Genomic DNA, 19,669 nt, shown 5'->3' with positions numbered 1-19,669 from the left:
AGAGTCAAGCGATATAGCAACTTCGCGCAAAAAATACTTTGGCAATTCTTGCGTGCTTTGTGGAAAATCTTTGGTGGGATTTTGCAAAGAATCTTTAGCTAGATTTTGCTCTTTGGCAGATTCTAGCGTGGCTAATTGCTTTTCATAGCAGATATTACTAAGCGTGCTTATATCACGCAAAAATGGTGCAACACTTAGGCTAAAAAGCACCAAAATCCCAAACGCAATAAACAAAAAGCGCACAAAAGCAAGCGATTTTTTAAGCACCAAACTAGCAGAAGCATTTGCTAGAAAATCTATCAATGCAAGGTTTGCAAAATCTAAAATTTGTTTTTTAGGCTTTTTTTTCATTCGTATCTTTTTCCTTATTTGTTTTTGCTGTGCTTTTTTTGGTTGATTGAGCGGGGTGGATTTGAGCGAGTTTTAGCTTGTTTGTAGGATTTCTAGATTTTGTATAATTAACCCCTTTTGCTTTAGGTAGTCTATGGCTAGTTCGTTTTGTTTATCTTGGCTAAATTCTACAAGCAAATGCCCGACTTTAGTCGTGCTAAGCGGTTCGATATTGCCTGCTAAAATGTTGATTTCTACGCCAAATTTTTGGACTATTTCTGAAATCAAAGGCTCATTTATATGCTCGCCTACAAAGGAGATTTTATAGACATTACTTGGATTTTTGATAAGCGAGTTTGCTCCATTGCTAAGACTTCCGCTAAAAAACTGCGCATCAAAAAGATGAGTAGGCATATATGAGAGTAGCTCGCGCGTAACCTCATTTCTAGGTGCGCTAAAAATCTCTTCCACACTTCCACGCTCAATAATCTCCCCCGCACTCATCACACAGGCTTTATTGCAGATTTGTCGCACGACTTCGATTTGGTGTGTGATAAGCACGATAGTAAGCCCCAAATCCGCTTGAATGCGCTTTAGCAACTCCAAGATAGATTTTGTTGTCTTGGTATCAAGTGCGCTTGTGGCTTCATCACAAAGCAAAATATCAGGGTGGTTGCTAAGGGCGCGAGCTATCGCCACTCGCTGCTTTTGCCCACCGCTAAGCTGACTTGGATAAAAATCCGCCTTATCACTAAGCCCGACAATCTCTAGTAGCTCTTTTACCCTAGAATCTATTTTTTTCTTATCCCACTTAGCGATTTCAAGTGCAAATGCGACATTGCCATACACGGAGCGTGAGGACAAAAGATTGAAATGCTGAAAAATCATACCGATTTTTTGGCGTTTTTTTTGTAGCTTGGCTTGAGAGAGGGTGAGGATATTTTCACCATTTATGAAAACCTCGCCACTACTTGGATTCTCTAAGCGATTTATGAGGCGGATAAGGGTTGATTTGCCTGCACCTGAATACCCTATGATTCCCATAATATCGCCCCTTGCCACTTCCAAATCAAGTGGCTTAATCGCGCAAAATCCGTTTGGATAGGTTTTTGAAACTTTGCGTAGAGAAATCATAGAATCCGCAGAATCAATAGAAGTCATTTAGCAATCCTTAATCAATCTAAAACATAAGGAGTTTAAGAGGTATAAAAGAAGTTTGTATATTGCTATTTTTATGGTGCCGAAGGTCGGACTTGAACCGACACAGGGTTGCCCCTACTAGATTTTGAGTCTAGCGCGTCTACCAATTTCACCACTTCGGCATTTAGCACAATAACGCGGTCAAAAAAGAACATAAAATCCACAATTTTTATGACACAAGTCAAAATGGTGCGCTGAGCGAGACTTGAACTCGCACGAGTTGCCCCACCACCCCCTCAAGATGGCGTGTCTACCAATTCCACCACCAGCGCGTATCAAAAAGCCAAAATCCCAAAAACACAACTAAAGCAAAAAACTATAAAAATGAAAAACCCACCTTTTTAGGAAATCTAAATTTAGACAATCTAAATAAGAATCCAAAAAAGGTGGGGTAAAAAGCACTAGCTTAGCAATGCTTTAAAGGCATTTACGATTGCGCCTGATTCTGGTAAGAATGGGTTACCATAAATAGCGATAATCGCAAAAACAAGTGTGTAGATAACTTGCGCTTCAATAAGTGCTAGAGCGATAAACATCGTTCCTAGTAGCTTACCACCGATACCGGGATTTCGCGCAGTGCCTGATATAGTAGCAGCAGCGGCATTTCCCATACCGATAGCACCACCAAGTGCAGCGATACCAAGTCCTACAACACCGCCTGCGACTGATAGTGCCATAAGTAGTGATAAATCACTACCGCTAAACACGCTCTCGCCAGCGAACGCAAAACCTACAAGTCCAAAAAACAAAATTCCAAGTGCTTTCATTCTTTTCTCCTTTCTAGCCTTTCGGATTTATCCCCTACTCGTGCTTTAGAATGTGCGGAGTAATTATGCCAAAACAAAGTTAAAATTACGCTAAAGCTAGCCCGATTTTACCTCGAAAAGTTTCTACAACCACGCATTTGAGAATCTGCCCTTGAGTGTATCGCTCTTTTAGTGGCGCATTTTCGCGTGGAAGTTTGCTGATATGTATCAGGCCATCTCCACCTCTTGGTAGTTCGATAAACAGCCCAAAATCTGCCACACTTTTTATCACGCCATCAAACACTTCGCCATTTTGATAAGTCTCTTGAGGTGCGATGAGGGCGAGGATAAAGGCGCGTGCATTGTGGATAGCACTAGAATCTAGGGCATTTATTTGGATTTCGCCTTTGTCTCTAAAAATATCAATACTCACGCCAAATCGCTCGGTTATATCTTTTATGGTTTTGCCACCTTGCCCGATGATGTCTGCGATTTTGGCACTTGGCACGGCAAAGACTTCGCTTTTTGGCAAAATCTCATCTTGGATTTTGATATTTTTGCAAGCCTCCTCCATAATGCCTAAAATATGCTCCCTAGCTTCTTTTGCTTGATACAATGCTTCTTTTAAAATCCCAAAATCTAGCCCACCTAGCTTTATATCCATTTGCATAGCACTTATGCCTTTGGCACTCCCTGCTACTTTGAAATCCATATCTCCATCGTGGTCTTCTAGTCCCATTATGTCTGTCAAAATCGCGTATTTTTGGCATTTGGAATCTTTGCTAGAGCTTTTTTTGGATTCTTTTGCCACTTCATTGCTAGAGTCCTCACACACAAGTCCCATAGCTACACCTGCGACTAGCTCGTTTTCTATCCCACACGCACGAAGCGCAAGAGAGCCACCACACACGCTTGCCATAGATGAGCTTCCATTTGATTCTAGGATTTCAGAGACTAGACGGATAGTTTGGCGATTTGTGTGGCTTGTGGGGAGGCTAGATTCTAGGGCTTTTTTGGCAAGATTTCCGTGCCCTAGCTCTCGCCTGCCTACGCCACCTATCATACTTGCTTCGCCCACGCTGAAGCTAGGGAAATTATAATGAAAGCTAAATTTTTCTTTCACAGGAGCGTTTGTAGTGGGGCTTGTGGTTTGATTTGCTGCATTTACTCCGCTAAAGTCATCAAGGATTTGCGCGTCATTTTCGCTTCCTAGCGTGCAAGTAACAAGTGCTTGAGTCTCCCCACGAGTAAATAGCGCACTAGCGTGCACACAAGGCAAAATATTTGTCTCAATGCTGATATTTCGCACTTGCTTTAGTCCCCTGCCATCGGCTCTTAGGCTAGATTCTAGTATCATTTTTCGCACTTCATTTTTTTTGTAGAGATTTAGCATTTCCTTTATGGAGGATTGGAGTTCTTTTATTTCTTGCTCGCTAGAATCTTGTGAGATTTTGGATTCTAAGATTTGCTTAGCGATAGATTCTATATCGCTACTTCGCTCGGATTTGCTCATCGCTTTTATCGCTTCTAACACGGGCTTTGCGTAGTCTTTGGCGATGAGGTTATATAGAGGTTCATTTGATATGATAGGTTTTAGTGGGAGGTTTAGGGTAGGGGATTTGTGTGGTTTTATGAGTTTTTCATATTGGGTGCAGTCTTTTGCTATTACACCTTGTGCTAGTGTGATAGCTTGGCATAGAGAATCCTCATCAATGTAAGGGCTTTTGGCAGAATCACTAGCTTGTTTTTTGCCTTTCATTTCTATCATCAGTATATCTTGCCCACTACCTGATACAAACAAATCAAGCGTGGATTCTTGCATTTGGGTGTTTGCGGGGTTTATCACAAATTTATTTTCTATCCTGCCTATGCGCACGCCACTTACAGCAGGGACAAACTCTAGTCCAGATACGAGCAAAGCATTTGCCGCAGCGTGCAAAGCACATACTTGCAAATCACTCTCTCCCTCATAGCTTAGCGCAAAAATCGTAATTTGTGTGGGATAATAATAGCCTTTGGGGAAAAGCGGTCGAAGCGTGCGGTCAATAAGCCTAGAGGTTAGAATCTCAAACTCGCTTGGCTTGCCCTCACGCTTCATAAATCCCCCCGGGATTTTGCCTATGGCGTAAGATTTGTGTATATATTGCACTGTGAGAGGCAAAAAATCCTCTTGCCTAGCCTCATAATCCACCGCTACGGTAGCTAGCATAACTGTTTTTTTGGACTCATACCACACGCTTCCGCAGGCTTGCTTGGCGACATAGTTGAGTTTGTATCGTTCATCTAAATTTGATAGTGCGATTTCTACTACTTGTGGACTTTTGGCGTGCATTTTGCTCCTTTTTGGCTTCACTAGAATTAAGATTTTATCATTTAAGCCGTGCTATTGTAGCACGCATAAACTTAAGTATATTTTATGATTGCACAAAAATCATTCACAAAATTTGCTTAAGTTTTGAAAATTTCATATTATTTGCTTACAAAAGCGGTATCTTTAGAAATATTAAAGAAATATTAAGTTTTTGTGAATCTCAAATTATGTCTTGTGATTTTGTGTGCGTTTAGCGATTTTTGGGGATTTTGATGATTTTTGGGAGTTATCACACAGATACACATAGCCCAAAATCCCACAGCCCGCAAGTATCATAAGGCTAGATAAAATCTGCCCCATACTAAGCCCATCAAACACGCCATCAATGACAAAATACAGCCCCATTTGCGAGTCTGGCTCCCTCCAATACTCCGCTACAAATCTCGCTACACCATAGCCTATGCCATACACCGCGATAAGTGCGCCATTTTTGTGTAAAAATCTAGCACAAATCGCCACTACGATAAAAAGCACAAACCCCTCTAAAAAGCTCTCCAAAAGCTGGCTTGGGTAGCGTAGCTCGCCATTTACTAGGATTCCCACCACTTGCCCGAAGCTATCATTATCTGGCACGATTCTGCCATATAGCTCTTGGTTTAAAAAATTGCCCACCCTGCCAAAAATATATGCAAGCGGGACACTTATCGCTAGTAAGTCCATTAGCTGCAAAAAACTTTGTTTTTTAAATCTACAAAAAAGCCACGACATAAAAAGAAATCCCACCGCCCCACCGTGGAAGCTCATACCGCTGATGCCTACAAAATTGCCATAGCTATCAAAGGGGCTAAAAATCTCTAAAGGATTTGCCAAATAATAAAATCTATTTGGGTCATAAATAAGCACATAGCCAAGCCTAGCACCCAAAATCACACCCACTTCTGCCCACAAAAAGTAGCTATCAATCATAGTTTGTGCTATGGGAAATCTCTGCGGAAAATGGCGAATAAAAAATTTGGCAATAAAAAACGCCAAAATAAGCGCGCACGCATAAGCGATACCATACCAATGCACCTTTAGCCCAAAAAGCGAAAAAGCAACAGGGTCAAACTGCGAATAGATGCTATTCCAAAAACTTAAATGCGATTCCAAAAATGCTCCTTAAATGTGAATTGCAAAAGTGATTTGCTAGATTTTGATTTTGTGTTTTTTATATTTTTGGCTAGATTTTATCTAGCTCATCACAGAATCTAGGACTTTGCCCTTCGTAGTAAGTCTAGGGTCGCTATCAATGCTAATAGCAAAGATTTTGTCAAACTCAATATTTTCTAGCATACTTAGCAAGCGATAGTGGTCAGTGGCGATTTCAAACTCATATTTGTTGTTTTGCTTTAGCTTTAGGATAAAGCCTAGCGCGTGAGTGTTAAACGGATAGGCATCCACAAGCATAAGTCTAAAAGAGCTGTATTTTTGGATATTTTGGGGTTGAGTGTCTTTTTTTATGCTATCTTGGTTTTTTGGCATCGGTGGAGTGTGCGGATTGTCGATAAATTTTTCAAGCGCATCATTGACTTGGGATTTGAAAAGCAAAAATTCCTCATTTGTCTTTACTCTCCCCACCCAGCAGATATAAAGCCTCTCATCTTTTAGCACGACACTTACCACGCGTTTGTTCCTTTGGTTGTTTTTGGATTTAGGGCTTTAGCCTTACGCGCAGTGTCCGCTCCCTTGCGTTTGGCAAAAAGATTTTGGGCGTATCATAGCAGATTTTATCCACAAGATAGGCAATGACTTTGTTGCCTAAGAGATTTTGGCAATCTAAGTCGTTTGATTTTGTCGATAGATTTTTGGCGGGTGGATTTTTGGCGGGCAGTTTCTTTGCAGATAAATTTTTTGTAGGCAGATTTTTGGTAGATTTTAGCTCATCATAACCCAAAGCATACATTCGTGGCACTTGTAGCATTTGTATCAGAGCTAGGATTGGAGCTAATGTATTATTGCTTTGGCTACTTGGGTTTGCTAGATTTTTACCCACAAGATAGTGTAGTGATATTTGTATAAACTCATTGTATGCAAATGCCTGCATATAGATTTTAGTAGAATTTAGATTTTGCCTAGATTTAGCGATAAGATTCTTACCATATTTTTTGCTAGAATTTATGTTTATTTTTGCACTAGGTTTTGTTTTTATGCCATATTTTAGCACATTGCTTCCTAGCTCCCAAAGTAGCTCATAAACATCATCACTTTTTAGGCTTTTTTGCCCTCCAAATATTTGCTCCAAAAGCTGCTCTAATCCAAGCTCTAGCCCCTCAAAGCTAGCTTCTAAAGTCAAATTCACTAGGCAACTTTGAGGTAAAAACATATTCAAAAATCCTTATCTCACTTGCGTGAAGCATAAGCCTTGAAGCATTTAGCCCACCATAGAGTGTATCGCCTATGAGTGGGTGTCCTATGGCTTGTAGGTGTGCGCGGATTTGATGAGTGCGTCCTGTGAGGATTCTCACATCTAGGAGAGTTTTTTTGCCTTGAATAAATTTCGGTGCTATGTGTGTGGTGGCAGATTTTGCGTTTTTTGCTTTTTGCGCCACGCTTTGTGATATGGCTATTGTTTTTGCGGATTTGCCTTTGTGGATAAGCAGTGGCAGAGAGATTTCTTGTTCATCATTTATGATTCCACTTACTAGGGCATTATAAAGTTTATAGACACGATTTTTGACAAACTCATCTAATGCCTTTTTAGCAAAATCGCTATTGTGTTTGACTAGTAGCAGGCAACCGCTTGTTTCTTTATCTAGCCTATGGAGTAGCTTCCACTCTTTGCCTTGCTTATCTTGGCACTCCCTCTCTACCTCATAGCTATCCATAAACGCAGGTTTATCCACGCACATTATATCCTCATCTTTGTGGATAATCCGCACTTCTTGCACTTGCCTTATGCTAAATCTTACACCTTTTGGCAGGGGGATTCTAGCTAGTGTTAGTTTTTTGCCATCTGCACTTACAAGCCCTCTATCGATTAGGGATTTTGCTTTGCTATGAGAAATGCTAAGGCTTTCGCTTAGGAGTTTGTAGGCTTTTTGGGTGGATTGATTTGTATTAGTTATTTTGTCTGTTGTGGCATTTTTGGTTTTTTTGGGTGTTTTGGGCGTTTTTTTTGGTTGTGTTTTTTTTATTTTTGCGTGTTTTGATTTTTGCATTTTTTTATCTTTTTTTAAGATTTTTAATGTCTATGCCAAATATTTATCGATAGATTCTAGCAGTTGAGGTAGGTTTGAGTGCGTGCTATCAATGTAGCTTTTGGCTAGATTTTTGTAGTTTTTTAGACTAGATTCTAGCTCATTTTGCTTGATGATATAGGCATTTTGCACCATAGTAAAAAGTGCTTTTTGATTGAAAATATGCTCGCCACTTATTAGCACATTTTGGAAATGCGCTGGTTCTAGGGGATTGTGCCCACCCTCTTTGGCAAAGCTACCACCCAAAATGCTTATATCTGCTATGGCATAGAAGTTGTTAAGCTCACCTAGCGTGTCAATAAGCAAGATTTTTTCACAAAAAGCCTTTTCATAGCCTTGAGATAGGCAGGAAAAAGCTAGATTTTTGGATTCTATGAGTTTTGCCACTTCGTCAAATCGCTCTGGGTGTCGCGGGATAATGGCCAAAAATATATCGCTTTTTTTGCTAAAACACTCTTTGCCAAAGGCAGATAAAAAAGCATCAATGATAAGCTCTTCTTCGCCATTGTGTGTGGAGGCTGCAAGAAATAAAGTGCCTTTTGGCTTGTCATAATTTTTGGTGATAGTAGGTGGATTATACGCTTTTAGATTTCCTATGGCTTGGATATTTTTCGCTCCTAGTGATTCTAGTTTGGCTTTGTCCTCATCGCTTTGGGCAAATACACTATCAACAAGGGCAAAGATATGGCGATAAAAAAAGCTAAATCTTTTATAGCGCGGGTAGGAGCGAGATGAGATTCTAGCATTTAGCAACATTGTGTGGGAGTTTAGGCATTTGGCTAGAGAAAAAAGTCCTAGCCATAGTTCAGCTTCAAATACGCAAAGTAGATTTAAGCAAGAGATTTTGCTAGAATTGATAAAAAATCGCTTGGCATAAAAGGGCAAAAAGATTTCAAAAGGCAAAAACTCCACGCGGACATTTGGGTAGCTAGCATAAGTTTCTTTTGCTAGGGTGTAGCCTGTGTGTGTTATGGTGGTAAGGAGGATTTGTAAGTTTTTGTGTGGTGAGTTTGTCGGGGGTGGGGAATGTGGAGAATTTTGAGAATGTGGCAAGTTTGGCAAGTGTAGCGAGTTTGATAGACTTGGCAAAGGCTGGGCACAATCCTTAGAATCTTTTTGTTTGCTTTGCGCGAAATCTTTACTTTGCGTTTGATTTGTGTCTAAAAGATGAGACATAATAAATTGCAATGATTTTACTTCGCCATAAGAGCAGGCGTGTAGCCACACTTGTGGGGAGAAATCCTTGCAAAATCCAATATATGTTTTTTTGTCAAACGCACGCAAGAGTGGGAATACAAATGGAAAAAATCTACGCGGAATCGATACCCTATGCTTGCGTTTAAAACTTGTAAGAACAAGTAGCGGTAGGCTTATGATATACAAACTAAAACAAGCAACAAAGTAGATAAAACGCAATTTGCACCCCTTAGTGATTGGATTTTAGCTTGTCTAAAAGTAGTAAAAGTGTGGATTTATTTTTCAATTTTTTTTGCTACTTATTTTCCTATATATTTTTTACTTATTTTCTTGCTCTATTATTTAGAATATTATCGATTTTTTGTCGTAGTTCTGGGTCGTGTGCGTTTATCTCCCACATAGCTCTAAGCTCACTTGAGCTTAGCCTTTCAAGAGGGTCGAGCGGAGTTTTATTCTCTTTATTTGATTTTTGCGCAGGTTTTGGCTTTTGTGTGGATTTGCTTGTTTGCGTGGGCTTTGTGTCTTTTGAGTCTGTGCTATTCCAATATTTAAATGAATAAATTGCTATGACAATAAGTGCTATGGCGATGATAAATTTTAGTAAGCCAACCAATGCGTGCCACAAACTCGCTAAAAAACTGCTACCACCCTCACGCTGCACACGCCTAGATTCCAAAAAACATACAAACACAAGCCCCGCTAGATTAAACACTATAACAATGATGACATAGCCTATAAGTCGCAAAAAACTCATTGCTTTTTCCTAATCATACTGAAAAAACTAGAAAAAGACACTCCCACTTTAATTGCGCTAAAAAACCATATTATGGATGCTATTAACCTAAAAGTGCTTGTGCCATATTTTTCACACTATTTGCATCTAAGCCTATTTCATTCTTGCTTAAATTAGCATCACTCATTGATAGAATTTCTTTTAGCCATTTTGTGTGAAATTCTTTTGATTTTTCATACCTATTGATACGAGATTTAGCGGTGCTAATTTTGTCCCAATTTTCGTGTGTTTTATCTACTTTTTCATAATAAGCATAGGATACAAACCAAGAAGCTCCCATTTTAGATAAAATATCACCACCTTCAAAAGAAAAACTATGTTCAGTTTTGGGTGGTTTTGGCATTTTTTCTGTTCCATTTTGTGATTCTGGTAGAGCACTATCTTGTGTGATATAGAGGATTCTCCCACAATGCGGACAGCTGATAATCTCACTACTTTGCAAAATATCAGAGTAAAGTTTGTCATTTAAGCGGATAAAGCAACCACCGCAAGCCTGCTTTTTGACAGGGACTACGCTTGTGTTTTTTGCCCATCGGCGGATTTTCTCATAAAATGTGATGACTTTTTTGTCAATAGCAGCGATAAAGACTTCTTTTTTCTTAAAAATCTCTTGTTGTTGGGCTTTGATTTGAGAGATTTCTTTCTCACAGATTTCTTTAGTTGTTTGGATACTTGTCTTAAGCGTCTCAATCTCGCTATTTATCTCGCTTATCTGCGCATCTCTAGATTCTAGCTCTTTGTTTAGTCTAGTGATTTCGTTATTGGAGTGGCGAATCTGCTCCTTTGACAAATCCTCCTCTATACTCAAAGTCCGCGCTTCTCTATCGGAGCGAGGCTCAACTAATCGTTGCTGAATGTCCTCAATTTTTTGGGAATTAGCTTGGATAATGCCCTCATTTCTTGCAATAGTCAGCCTAGCTTCTTCTTGCATTTCATCTAGTGCGCGAAGTCTAGCTTCTTGCTTTGCTTTTTGGGCTAGGAGTTTGTCAAGCACGGATTGTTTATCCTGCATTACAGGGTCTAGTGCGTCTGCTTCTTTGTCGATTTGAGCAATAGCGATAAGCTGTGTTAGATTTTTGTTCATCGTGTTCCTTTCAAATGTAAGAAAATGGAGAAAAATTCTCAAGCATTATACAATTAAGGTGCTTAATTTGCAAATTATTGTGCAAATTATTGTGCAATAGGGGGGCGAAATGTCGCTCACTAGCGTAATGTGTAGCGTCAATAAGCGCGATATTGGCACATTTTGCACTCATTGCATCGTGGTATTTTATATCGCTAGTGATTAGGCAGATTCCACCATTGGTGTTTTGCTCTGCTATGCCTCCTCTAGTGGTGGTAGAATTTGCTTGCGAAGACTTCTCATCTTTTGCTTCTTTTTCTTGTGATATTTGGCTTATTTGTCCTTTTGTGATTTTGTGCCAAAAGCTAGCCCCGCTTCCGCAGACAAAATACACTTGAGAGACTAAAAAATCCTCATTTGGTGCGCTGTAAGTGAGGGATTTCAAAGAGAGGCTAGATTTTACCCTTTGGGCTAGGGAGGCTATGGGCGTGGGTGGCAAAGCACAAAATCTACTAAGATTATCACTACACAAAGAGGGCGAGTCAAACCCCAAAATATCTTTTGCAAAATATTCATTTAAATGTGTTTTATCAAAGTTTGTGTGCATTGCGATTAGGGCGCAGTTTTTTTGGATAAGGATTTGCAGGATTTTGGCAGGATAGTCTGTGGGGTCAAATGACTTAAGTGGGGAAAATATAAGCGGGTGATGAGTGATAAGCAAGCTATTTGGAGGTAGATTTTGTGCGATTTGCAAATCCGCTTCAAGTGCGAGAAAGATTTGTGTGATTTTTTGGCTAGAGTGTCCTAGATTTATCCCGCTATTATCCCAAGACTCTTGCAAGCTAAATGGGCTAATTCTATCCAAAATCTCATAGACTTCCCCAAGTGAGATTTCGCCAAGTGGAGTTTTGTCAGGTGGGGTTTTCTCAAGCGAGATTTTGCTGGATTTGATTTTGGCTTGCGCTAGTGGTTTTGTTTTTGTCATTTTATGTCTTTAGAGATTTTTTGTGCTAGATTTTACTTGTGCTAGTCTTTCTTCGCGCTCGCCCTCTTGCTCTTTATACAGCGTAGCACACGCTTTTGCTAGCTCGCGGATTTTTAGGATATAGTTTTGTCTTTGTGCCACAGAAATTGCCTTGCGCGCATCAAGGATATTGAAATAATGGCTTGAAAGCATCACAAAGTCATAAGCAGGCAAGGGTAGCTTAGCTTCCAAGCACCTCTTAGCCTCACCTTGTGCGCTATCAAACGAGCTAAAAAGCATAGCACTATCTGCCACCTCAAAATGATAGCGTGAGAACTCATACTCGCCTTGCAAATGCACATCGGCATAGCTTGCGCCCTCACAATTCCACGCAATATCAAATATAGATTCTACCTCTTGGATATACATAGCCAATCGCTCCACGCCATAAGTGATTTCCACCGCGACAGGCTCACAGGGCAACCCACCTACTTGCTGAAAATAAGTAAATTGTGTAACCTCCATACCATCTAGCCACACTTCCCAGCCTAGCCCCCACGCACCAAGAGTGGGAGATTCCCAATTATCCTCAATAAATCGAATGTCGTGCTTTGTCCTATCAATGCCTAGTGTGCTTAGCGAGTCCAAATACAGCTCTTGGATATTGTTAGGGCTTGGCTTTATAAGCACTTGAAATTGATAGTAGCTCCCCAATCGATTTGGATTCTCTCCATAGCGTCCATCTGTGGGACGGCGAGATGGGGCGACATAAGCCACACTCCACGGCTTAGAATCTAGGCTGCGCAAAAGTGTCGCAGGGTGAAAAGTCCCAGCTCCAGCAGGAATATCATAGGGTTGCAAAATCACGCAACCTTGCCTTTTCCAAAAGTCTTGCAATGCTAGTAAAATATCTGAAAAACTTTGCACGAATTATCCTTAAGTGAAGTTTGTGGATTTTAGATTTTTTGCGCTTACTATGCTAGTGGTGCAAACAAAATATGATACGCAAATATGACACACCCAAATACGACAAATCCAAACGCAACGAGCAAAAGACAGTCAAAGGATAGTATTGTATAGCAAAAATGCTTAATTTTTGCTATCTATCATCACAAGCGCGATTCAAAGAAGTGCAATAGCAAGCGAAGTGCCCCTCTCAAAAACTTCATTTGAAACATTTTTATTTCGCGCTCAAAGCCTTTGTGGTGCTTCAAAACAAGGATAAAATCACTTAATCTAGATTTCGCTACACCTAAATATAGCCGTATTTATCAAGCCTACGCTTTCATCTCTAGGAACTCTTCTCTTTGCAAATTAAGCCTTTCAAAAAGCATATCATCATTGCTTGGCGCGGCATTTGCCGCAGTTAGGAGTTTGTCCCCATAAAACACCGAGTTTGCGCCCGCAAAAAAGCACAACGCTTGTAGTTCCTCACTCATAGCCTTTCGCCCCGCAGATAGTCTCACATAAGAAGTTGGCATAAGGATTCTAGCCAAAGCGATAGTGCGGACAAAGTCAAATTTATCCACTTCGGGCGTGTTTGCTAGAGGTGTGCCCGGGATTTTTACTAGCTGATTTATCGGCACGGATTCAGGTGGGGTTTCTAGCTGGGAAAGCAAAAGCAGCATTTTGATTCTATCATCATTGCTTTCCCCCATACCAAGTATGCCACCCACACATAGCTTTAGCCCTGCTTCGCGGACATTTTTTAGCGTGCCTAGCCTATCCTCAAACGAGCGCGTAGAGATGATTTGGCTGTAAAATTCCTGTGAAGTATCGACATTGTGATTATAAAAATCTAGCCCCGCTTCTTTTAGCTTGCTTGCTTGCCTGCTTGAGAGTAGTCCCAAAGTCGCGCAGGTTTCTAGCCCTAGCTCTTTGATTTCACGCACGATTTGGCAGACTTCTTCTAGCTCCTCTTCACTTGGACTTCTCCCACTTGCCCCCATACAAAACCTTGAGCTTCCTGCCTGTTTGGCTTGCTTTGCAAGCGAGATGATTTCCTCTCTATCCATAAATTTTTCTTTTGCTACGCCTGTTTTGTAGTGGCTTGACTGTGCGCAATAAGCGCAGTTCTCACTACACGCACCTGTCTTTATGCTTAGCAGAGTGCTTGTTTGAATGACGCTTGGACTGAAATGCTCTAGGTGGATTTTGTGCGCTTCATAAAGTAGTTCCATAAAAGGCTTGTAAAAAATCTCTTTTGCTTGAGAAAAAGTATAAGACATAGCAATCCTTTCAAATCAAATCTAAAATCTTTTTTGTGCAAAACTTAAGGCAGAATTATAGCGAGATTTCACTCTTTAGTAGGCTTATTATGTTTTGAGATATTTTTGGCTTTGCATTTTTATCGCTAGTGGCTTGCAAAATCATCGCAGGGATTCTAAAACGCATAGCGAAATCCCACGCTTCCCTTTGTGCCATAGTATCCGCGAGTATCGCCATTTATATGGATTGCGTATTCTATGTTTAGACGCTCTTTTATGGTGTGCGAGCCGATGAAGTAGCCTTGTGCTTCAAAGGCGTTGTTATTTACCACAAAATCTAGCATCGTGCTAGCGTTTGCAAAGCTTACTTGTGCTTTTGTTTGAGAATGTAGCTTTTGCACTCCTACAAGCCCAAGTGTATAAAATCCATTTTTGCCAAAAATCACATACTCTAGCCCCGCACCGATATGGGCAAACACATCGCCAAATCCACCACCACGAAACTCCGCTCCACGCCAATCACTAGCCTTGCTAATCCCTAATCCAATCGTGCCTAGTGGCTTTAGGATATTTTCATCTATAAGTGCGATATTGTATTTATAATAATTACTCCAAAATCCCCCAAATACCGAGCTTTTGATATTGTCGCCAAACGCACTTGATTCTAGTGAGCTATATGCAAATGATAGGCTTGATTGGAATTCACTTTTGCCAAAATGCGTATGCAAATATGCACCACCACCAGCGATGATTCCGCTTTGCTTGGACTTTTTTTGAAGCAAATGTGAGCCACCAAAGCTAGCCATTACGCCCAAAAGTGTGCTACCAACTATCCTATCATATCCCACGCTAGAGCCATAAAATGCTAGATTTAGTCCCAAAGTGCCTGCATATCCACCAAGTGCGCTAGCCCACGCGCTATTTTGGTAAGGATTTAGGCTAAGTGTGGGAGGTGATTTTGGTGTTACTCCTAGCAGCAAAGATATGTCATCATAGTCGCTTTGTGTGGCATTTGGGCTTGTGTATGCGGTGGCTTTTGTGGTGTTTGTGCTTGAGTATGACAAAGCAGATGCAAGCCTTAATTTTTGTGGCGTTTGTATATTTTGTGGTTTTTGTGTGGCTAGATTTTGCGTTTTTGAGCGCACTTGCAAAATCCGCATCTTAATGCTTAAATCATTGTTTTGCAAAATCGCGCTTAGGTTTTCTCCGCTTGATTGTGTGGCAATCTCACGCATAGCCTCCTCATAGCTTGCTAGGGTGGATTCTAGCGCGGAGTATTCCTCTGTGCTAGCGGCTTTGTCGATATTTTCATCATTTGGATTATGCTCTGTGAGGGCTAGGAGTATCTTAGTGTGTGTGCTAGAAATATGCTTGCTTAGCTCGGCAAAGCTACGCGGATTGGATTCCAAAAATTTCACAAGTAGCTTATTTTCATAAAATTTACTTACGACAAAAAGTGGCACTACTCCTTGAGCGAAGCGAAAATCTATGCGTTTATCAGCCCTATTATCACTCACACTTCCTGCACTTACAAGCGTGAAATATTTATCTAGCGTTATGTTATTTGCACCCTTTTTTACACTATCATCAAACGCCACACTTATGCTTGAATTTTCACCAAGAGTTAGATTTTGCTTTTCAAAAGTTAGGATTTCAAATCTATCGTTACTATTTGGATTTGCACCGACTTTACTAAGCAAAAGCGTGCCGCTTATAGTGGTGTTTGATTGGATATTTTTAGGCGCGGTGTTTGGGCTTTGGGTATAGGCTAGATTTGCAAAATCTATACGAGATTTTTCATCACTTTTGAAATTTGTAGCATTGCCAAAATCCCACGAATTGATAGCTAGATTTGCACCATTGCTTAAAGTAATATTTGCTAGATTTTCCACGCTTGCCTTAGGGTTTGCAAAATCTAGCGTAAGATTTGTGTTTTCTACATTTAGATTTTTTACTTCTAGTTTTGAATCATTATCAAGGCTAAGTGTCGCATTGTGCGAAAAAGTCAAATCTGTCGTTTTTAGTGTGCTAGATTTTAGCTTGATATTTTTGCCGATTAGATTTCCTACTAGATTTGTGGTGCTACTATCAAAGATAAATTCTCCAACATTTGCCACCCCGCCGTTTTGTTGTAGCGTAAGATTTGATACGCTTTTTGCTGTGATTGTATCAGCACTGAGCCTTGCACTATCACTTAGAGAAATCAAATTATGCGTAGAAACAAGAGTGATATTTTCTGCCACAAGGTTTGCACTACCGCTCAAATCTACACTTGCAGTGATATTATCTAGCAAACTCTCTACCTTACTTGTGCCACTTGCTGTGATTTTGCCACTAAATGTCGGATTTGTCGTAGTAGATTTATCCTCTGGCACAAAGCCAAATAGTGTGATTATTGTTTGCTTATCGCTCGTGCTACTTGCATTTATGTCAAATTCTTTGCTTCCACCTATATAAATATCTATTGTTGAATCTATCCCTTTAAGTTCGGTTTTGTTGGCATTTGCTGTGTTTTTAATCTCTGCTTTACTATCAAGCAAAAAAGTGCCGTTTGCTACGCTATTAAATTCAATCATCGGCGTATCAAGTATGCTATTATCCCGCAATGACAAACCTGCTTCTATCAAGCCATTAGTATCCCCAACTTTTAAGCTATCATTTATCTTTAGCTGTGCTATGCTATTTTCAGCCCCCTGCAAATATATTGTGTTTTTAAGCATTGAATCATCTATCTTTTTTAGCGTAAGGCTTTTTAGGCTTAGATTTCCACCCTCTAGCCAAACATTTGCACTTAATGTGCTATTTGTGCCTGTAATGCTAGATTTAACACCCACAATATCGTAATTTGCACTCTTATCAATATGTACCAAATCTAATTTACTTAAATCAAAACTACTTATATCATAAAAATGAAATGATTTTTCTACCTTAAGCTTTTCACCACTGCTAGAGTTTTGAAAGATTTGGGATATATCACTCACATTTTTTAAAATAAGATTTTGTATCGTTGCACTCGCACCACTTGCCAATACTATTGAATCGTTATCTCTCAAAGTCAAATATTCTGCCCTAAGTTTTGCGCCATTTTTTAAATCCAAACTTGCATTAAAATCAAAAATACTTGAATTTATCGTGCCACCATTTGCACTAATCTTGCCTTTATAGCTTATCGTGTGATTTGCGATTTTTTCTTGCTCTGTGCCGATACTCCCACTCTCTATCCTTTGCTGATAGGTAAAGCCACTGCCTATGACATTTTTGCTATCCAAATTATCAACAAAATGCAAGACACCACCACCAAATACCACGCTAGAGCTAGAATCTAGCGTAATGCTAGATTCTAGGCTCGCATTTCGTCCAAGCGTAAGATTTGAATTTGCTAGATTTATTCCACTGCCAAATGTAAAACTGCGATTATCCCAATCAGGCTGCTCTAAGTGTGTTGGCTTGCTTAAATCCATATAGCTAGGCATTCCCTTTTGCGTGCCATTCTCGGCATTTGTTACTTGATTGCGGACTTTGTCATCGCTAATGGTGGCGTGAGTAGTGGCGTGCCCTTGCAGTGCTACATTGCCGTTAGTTATAGTCATTTTACCTTGTGTGTTGATATTACCATCAAAGATTAGAGAAGCCACGCCGTTTTTGTTGTTTTTTTGGATTGTCGCGTTCGCTTCGCTCGCTCGCAATGACGGGTTAGAATCGTCCACTGAATCGCCATTGCGAGACTTGCCAATGGCAAGTCGTGGCAATCCATTTCTTGCGTTTGTCGCACTTCTATCCCCACTATACACAATGTCTATATTTGTTTGGTTTGCTTGACTTGTAGAATCAGCTTTGCCCACGCTTGCGTGGATTATGGTATTTTCTTTTGTGGCAGTTTTGTTGCCATTTGCATCATACCCAAAGCCCTCAATCTCAACCGTTGCCTTTGTGCTAGAATTTATGATGATAGCATCACTATCATTTGCCACAATCGTGTTTAGCACAAGGCTATTGCCCAATAAATCAAGTTTCCCACCACCTGTGCCAAAATAAAAGCCCATATTTGTATTTTTATCCTGCGATAGTGTATATGATTTTGCACCCGCTTGTGTTGTGCTGACATTATTGCTATTTTTTGTCGCGCCAAGTGCTTCTGCTTGGATAAGCGAGAGTTCTCCCCTCCCGCTAGTAATGTAGATATTTTCATAAGCCTTTTTGCTTGTATCTAGGCTGACCTTACCCTCGCCGATTTTAAGTGTGCCTAGATTTTCGCTCTCTTTTGTTGGTGTGTAGTTGGTTTTGATGATAAGTTCGCCCTTGCCTATTTTATGTAGCGAGTCGCCACTAGCATTGCGCAAAGCCCACTCTACGCGGACATTTTTGCCTATGTCAAGCCCAGAGTCTTTGAAGTAGTGATTTTCGCCGTTTTTGTTTTCAAATTTGTAAGTTATCTCATTTGCAGAATCTCTAAATACAAATCCTCCAGCATAGCCACTTTGCGTCCTGTCAATGTCTTTTTCTACTTGGATTGTCCCACCACTGCCAAAGATTATGTCTTTGTTGCCTTGTAGTGCCTTGCTTGATAGTGAATTATCCTCCAAATCATTGCCTTTAAGCGTCCAAACTTTGCCTTGCAAATCAATTTCTTGTTCAAAATGTCTTTGATAATCTCTAAAATCTTTGTTTGAAGCAACTGATATTGCGCCATTGTCCCTTGAGACAACGCCAAGCAAAATCCATTTGCTGTTTTTATCATCATACACATAGATTCCACTACCGCTATCGCCTGAAGTGATTTGATTATAAAACCCACTCATCGGCTTATAATAAAATCCTATCCCAGCATTATAATAATCTGCGCCACCAAAAGTCCCAAATCCACCACCGCGCATTTCCCCACTACTATTTGTGTTGAAACTTTGTATATTGCTCGTTCCTCGTAGCGTTACAATCCCACTACCTGCTTGATAGAGATAAATATCGCCACTGCTATCCCTAAAATCATCTAATTGCTTTTTGAAATTTTCTAAATTTTTTGCTTCATTAGAATTACTTGTTTTCGTATTGTCAATATCTAGCATTTGTGCTTGCCCCTCAACGACATATTTACTAAGTCGCAAAAACTTTGTATCCCAGCCATAAAGTTTGGAAGTGCCACCTATTTCGCCATCACTACTTTCCACAGACTGCTTTGCAATGCTATATTTTGTAACCCCCCAATCTAGCAATCCATCTGCATTTTCAGGGCTGCTTACGTGATTTGCTGTTGCTAGAAATCCTCTCCCCACAGAAGTCAAAGAGCCATAATTGCTAGAGGCAGAAAAGTTTGGGATTTGTGGAATGCTAAATTTTGAGCTATCTTTGTCTAGAAATTCTAAGCCTTTTTTACTGCTTCCACTACCATTTGCATTTGCGCTATTTACACTCTCTTTGAAAGCTCCCTTATTTTGCCCAAAATCCAAAAAATCCCTATAATAAAAATTGCCAATATTTATGCTTTGTGCTTGTGCAAAATACGCAAAAGTAGCAAAAAGATTTAAAAAGCACAAAATCTTAAGTGTATTTTTGTGCATATTTTTTCTCTCTTTGGGCTAATACTTCTTAATAAAATATGTCAAATATACTAAGCTATCTACTATG

At 40.0% G+C, this 19,669-nt stretch carries 14 protein-coding genes and 2 tRNA genes; all 16 read right to left on the bottom strand.

The features are described from left to right. Positions 1–423: 423 nt before the first annotated feature. Positions 424–1,491: a methionine ABC transporter ATP-binding protein gene (locus CQA40_RS01095; RefSeq protein ID WP_408941400.1), complete on the bottom strand. Its 1,068-nt coding sequence runs from the start codon at positions 1,489–1,491 to the stop codon at positions 424–426. Between the two features lie 74 nt (positions 1,492–1,565). Continuing rightward, positions 1,566–1,652 (bottom strand) — tRNA-Leu (locus CQA40_RS01090). Positions 1,653–1,717: 65 nt separating this feature from the next. Continuing rightward, positions 1,718–1,802 (bottom strand) — tRNA-Leu (locus tag CQA40_RS01085). A gap of 129 nt (positions 1,803–1,931) precedes the next feature. Continuing rightward, positions 1,932–2,297, bottom strand: coding sequence for a F0F1 ATP synthase subunit C (locus CQA40_RS01080; RefSeq protein WP_023928480.1), 366 nt, complete (start codon positions 2,295–2,297; stop codon positions 1,932–1,934). A gap of 85 nt (positions 2,298–2,382) precedes the next feature. Continuing rightward, on the bottom strand, positions 2,383–4,608 hold the full coding sequence (locus CQA40_RS01075; RefSeq protein ID WP_115519159.1) for a polyribonucleotide nucleotidyltransferase: 2,226 nt from the start codon (positions 4,606–4,608) through the stop codon (positions 2,383–2,385). A 204-nt stretch (positions 4,609–4,812) separates the two neighbouring features. After that, a complete protein-coding gene (gene lgt, locus CQA40_RS01070; RefSeq protein WP_115519158.1) occupies positions 4,813–5,736 on the bottom strand; it encodes a prolipoprotein diacylglyceryl transferase in 924 nt (307 codons plus the stop codon). Between the two features lie 81 nt (positions 5,737–5,817). Next, positions 5,818–6,249 (bottom strand): hypothetical protein, encoded by a 432-nt coding sequence (locus tag CQA40_RS01065; RefSeq protein ID WP_115519157.1) that lies wholly within the window; start codon positions 6,247–6,249, stop codon positions 5,818–5,820. Positions 6,250–6,277: 28 nt separating this feature from the next. After that, the gene (locus CQA40_RS01060) at positions 6,278–6,925 is read right to left on the bottom strand and encodes a hypothetical protein (protein WP_147290132.1); all 648 of its coding nucleotides are present in this window, start codon (positions 6,923–6,925) and stop codon (positions 6,278–6,280) included. Continuing rightward, positions 6,903–7,784, bottom strand: a complete 882-nt coding sequence (locus CQA40_RS01055) for an RluA family pseudouridine synthase (protein WP_115519155.1) — start codon at positions 7,782–7,784, stop codon at positions 6,903–6,905. Before CQA40_RS01055 ends, CQA40_RS01060 begins: the two co-directional genes overlap by 23 nt. Positions 7,785–7,814: 30 nt before the next feature. Beyond that, positions 7,815–9,239 (bottom strand): 3-deoxy-D-manno-octulosonic acid transferase, encoded by a 1,425-nt coding sequence (locus tag CQA40_RS01050; RefSeq protein ID WP_181882782.1) that lies wholly within the window; start codon positions 9,237–9,239, stop codon positions 7,815–7,817. Between the two features lie 103 nt (positions 9,240–9,342). Continuing rightward, complete coding sequence (locus CQA40_RS01045) at positions 9,343–9,774, bottom strand: hypothetical protein (protein WP_115519154.1); 432 nt, start codon at positions 9,772–9,774, stop codon at positions 9,343–9,345. Between the two features lie 82 nt (positions 9,775–9,856). Further along, positions 9,857–10,897: a zinc ribbon domain-containing protein gene (locus CQA40_RS01040; protein ID WP_115519153.1), complete on the bottom strand. Its 1,041-nt coding sequence runs from the start codon at positions 10,895–10,897 to the stop codon at positions 9,857–9,859. Positions 10,898–10,907: 10 nt separating this feature from the next. After that, complete coding sequence (locus tag CQA40_RS01035) at positions 10,908–11,861, bottom strand: Nif3-like dinuclear metal center hexameric protein (RefSeq protein ID WP_115519152.1); 954 nt, start codon at positions 11,859–11,861, stop codon at positions 10,908–10,910. Between the two features lie 9 nt (positions 11,862–11,870). Then, on the bottom strand, positions 11,871–12,767 hold the full coding sequence (gene glyQ / locus CQA40_RS01030; RefSeq protein WP_115519151.1) for a glycine--tRNA ligase subunit alpha: 897 nt from the start codon (positions 12,765–12,767) through the stop codon (positions 11,871–11,873). A gap of 350 nt (positions 12,768–13,117) precedes the next feature. Continuing rightward, positions 13,118–14,068: a biotin synthase BioB gene (gene bioB / locus CQA40_RS01025; protein ID WP_115519150.1), complete on the bottom strand. Its 951-nt coding sequence runs from the start codon at positions 14,066–14,068 to the stop codon at positions 13,118–13,120. A 155-nt stretch (positions 14,069–14,223) separates the two neighbouring features. Then, a complete protein-coding gene (locus tag CQA40_RS01020; protein WP_115519149.1) occupies positions 14,224–19,602 on the bottom strand; it encodes a S6 family peptidase in 5,379 nt (1,792 codons plus the stop codon). Positions 19,603–19,669: the final 67 nt, after the last annotated feature.

The sequence above is a fragment of the Helicobacter sp. MIT 01-3238 genome, assembly GCF_003364135.1.
Lineage (GTDB): Bacteria > Campylobacterota > Campylobacteria > Campylobacterales > Helicobacteraceae > Helicobacter_B.
This window is presented reverse-complemented; position numbering and strand designations above follow the sequence as displayed.

Excerpts from the sequence above, each read along its gene's own strand:
- CQA40_RS01095 (WP_408941400.1), bottom strand. The coding sequence starts at position 1,491 with ATGACTTCTATTGATTCTGCGGATTCTATGATTTCTCTACGCAAAGTT.
- CQA40_RS01080 (WP_023928480.1), bottom strand. The coding sequence starts at position 2,297 with ATGAAAGCACTTGGAATTTTGTTTTTTGGACTTGTAGGTTTTGCGTTC.
- CQA40_RS01075 (WP_115519159.1), bottom strand. The coding sequence starts at position 4,608 with ATGCACGCCAAAAGTCCACAAGTAGTAGAAATCGCACTATCAAATTTA.
- CQA40_RS01055 (WP_115519155.1), bottom strand. The coding sequence starts at position 7,784 with ATGCAAAAATCAAAACACGCAAAAATAAAAAAAACACAACCAAAAAAA.
- CQA40_RS01045 (WP_115519154.1), bottom strand. The coding sequence starts at position 9,774 with ATGAGTTTTTTGCGACTTATAGGCTATGTCATCATTGTTATAGTGTTT.
- CQA40_RS01040 (WP_115519153.1), bottom strand. The coding sequence starts at position 10,897 with ATGAACAAAAATCTAACACAGCTTATCGCTATTGCTCAAATCGACAAA.
- CQA40_RS01035 (WP_115519152.1), bottom strand. The coding sequence starts at position 11,861 with ATGACAAAAACAAAACCACTAGCGCAAGCCAAAATCAAATCCAGCAAA.
- bioB (WP_115519150.1), bottom strand. The coding sequence starts at position 14,068 with ATGTCTTATACTTTTTCTCAAGCAAAAGAGATTTTTTACAAGCCTTTT.
- CQA40_RS01020 (WP_115519149.1), bottom strand. The coding sequence starts at position 19,602 with ATGCACAAAAATACACTTAAGATTTTGTGCTTTTTAAATCTTTTTGCT.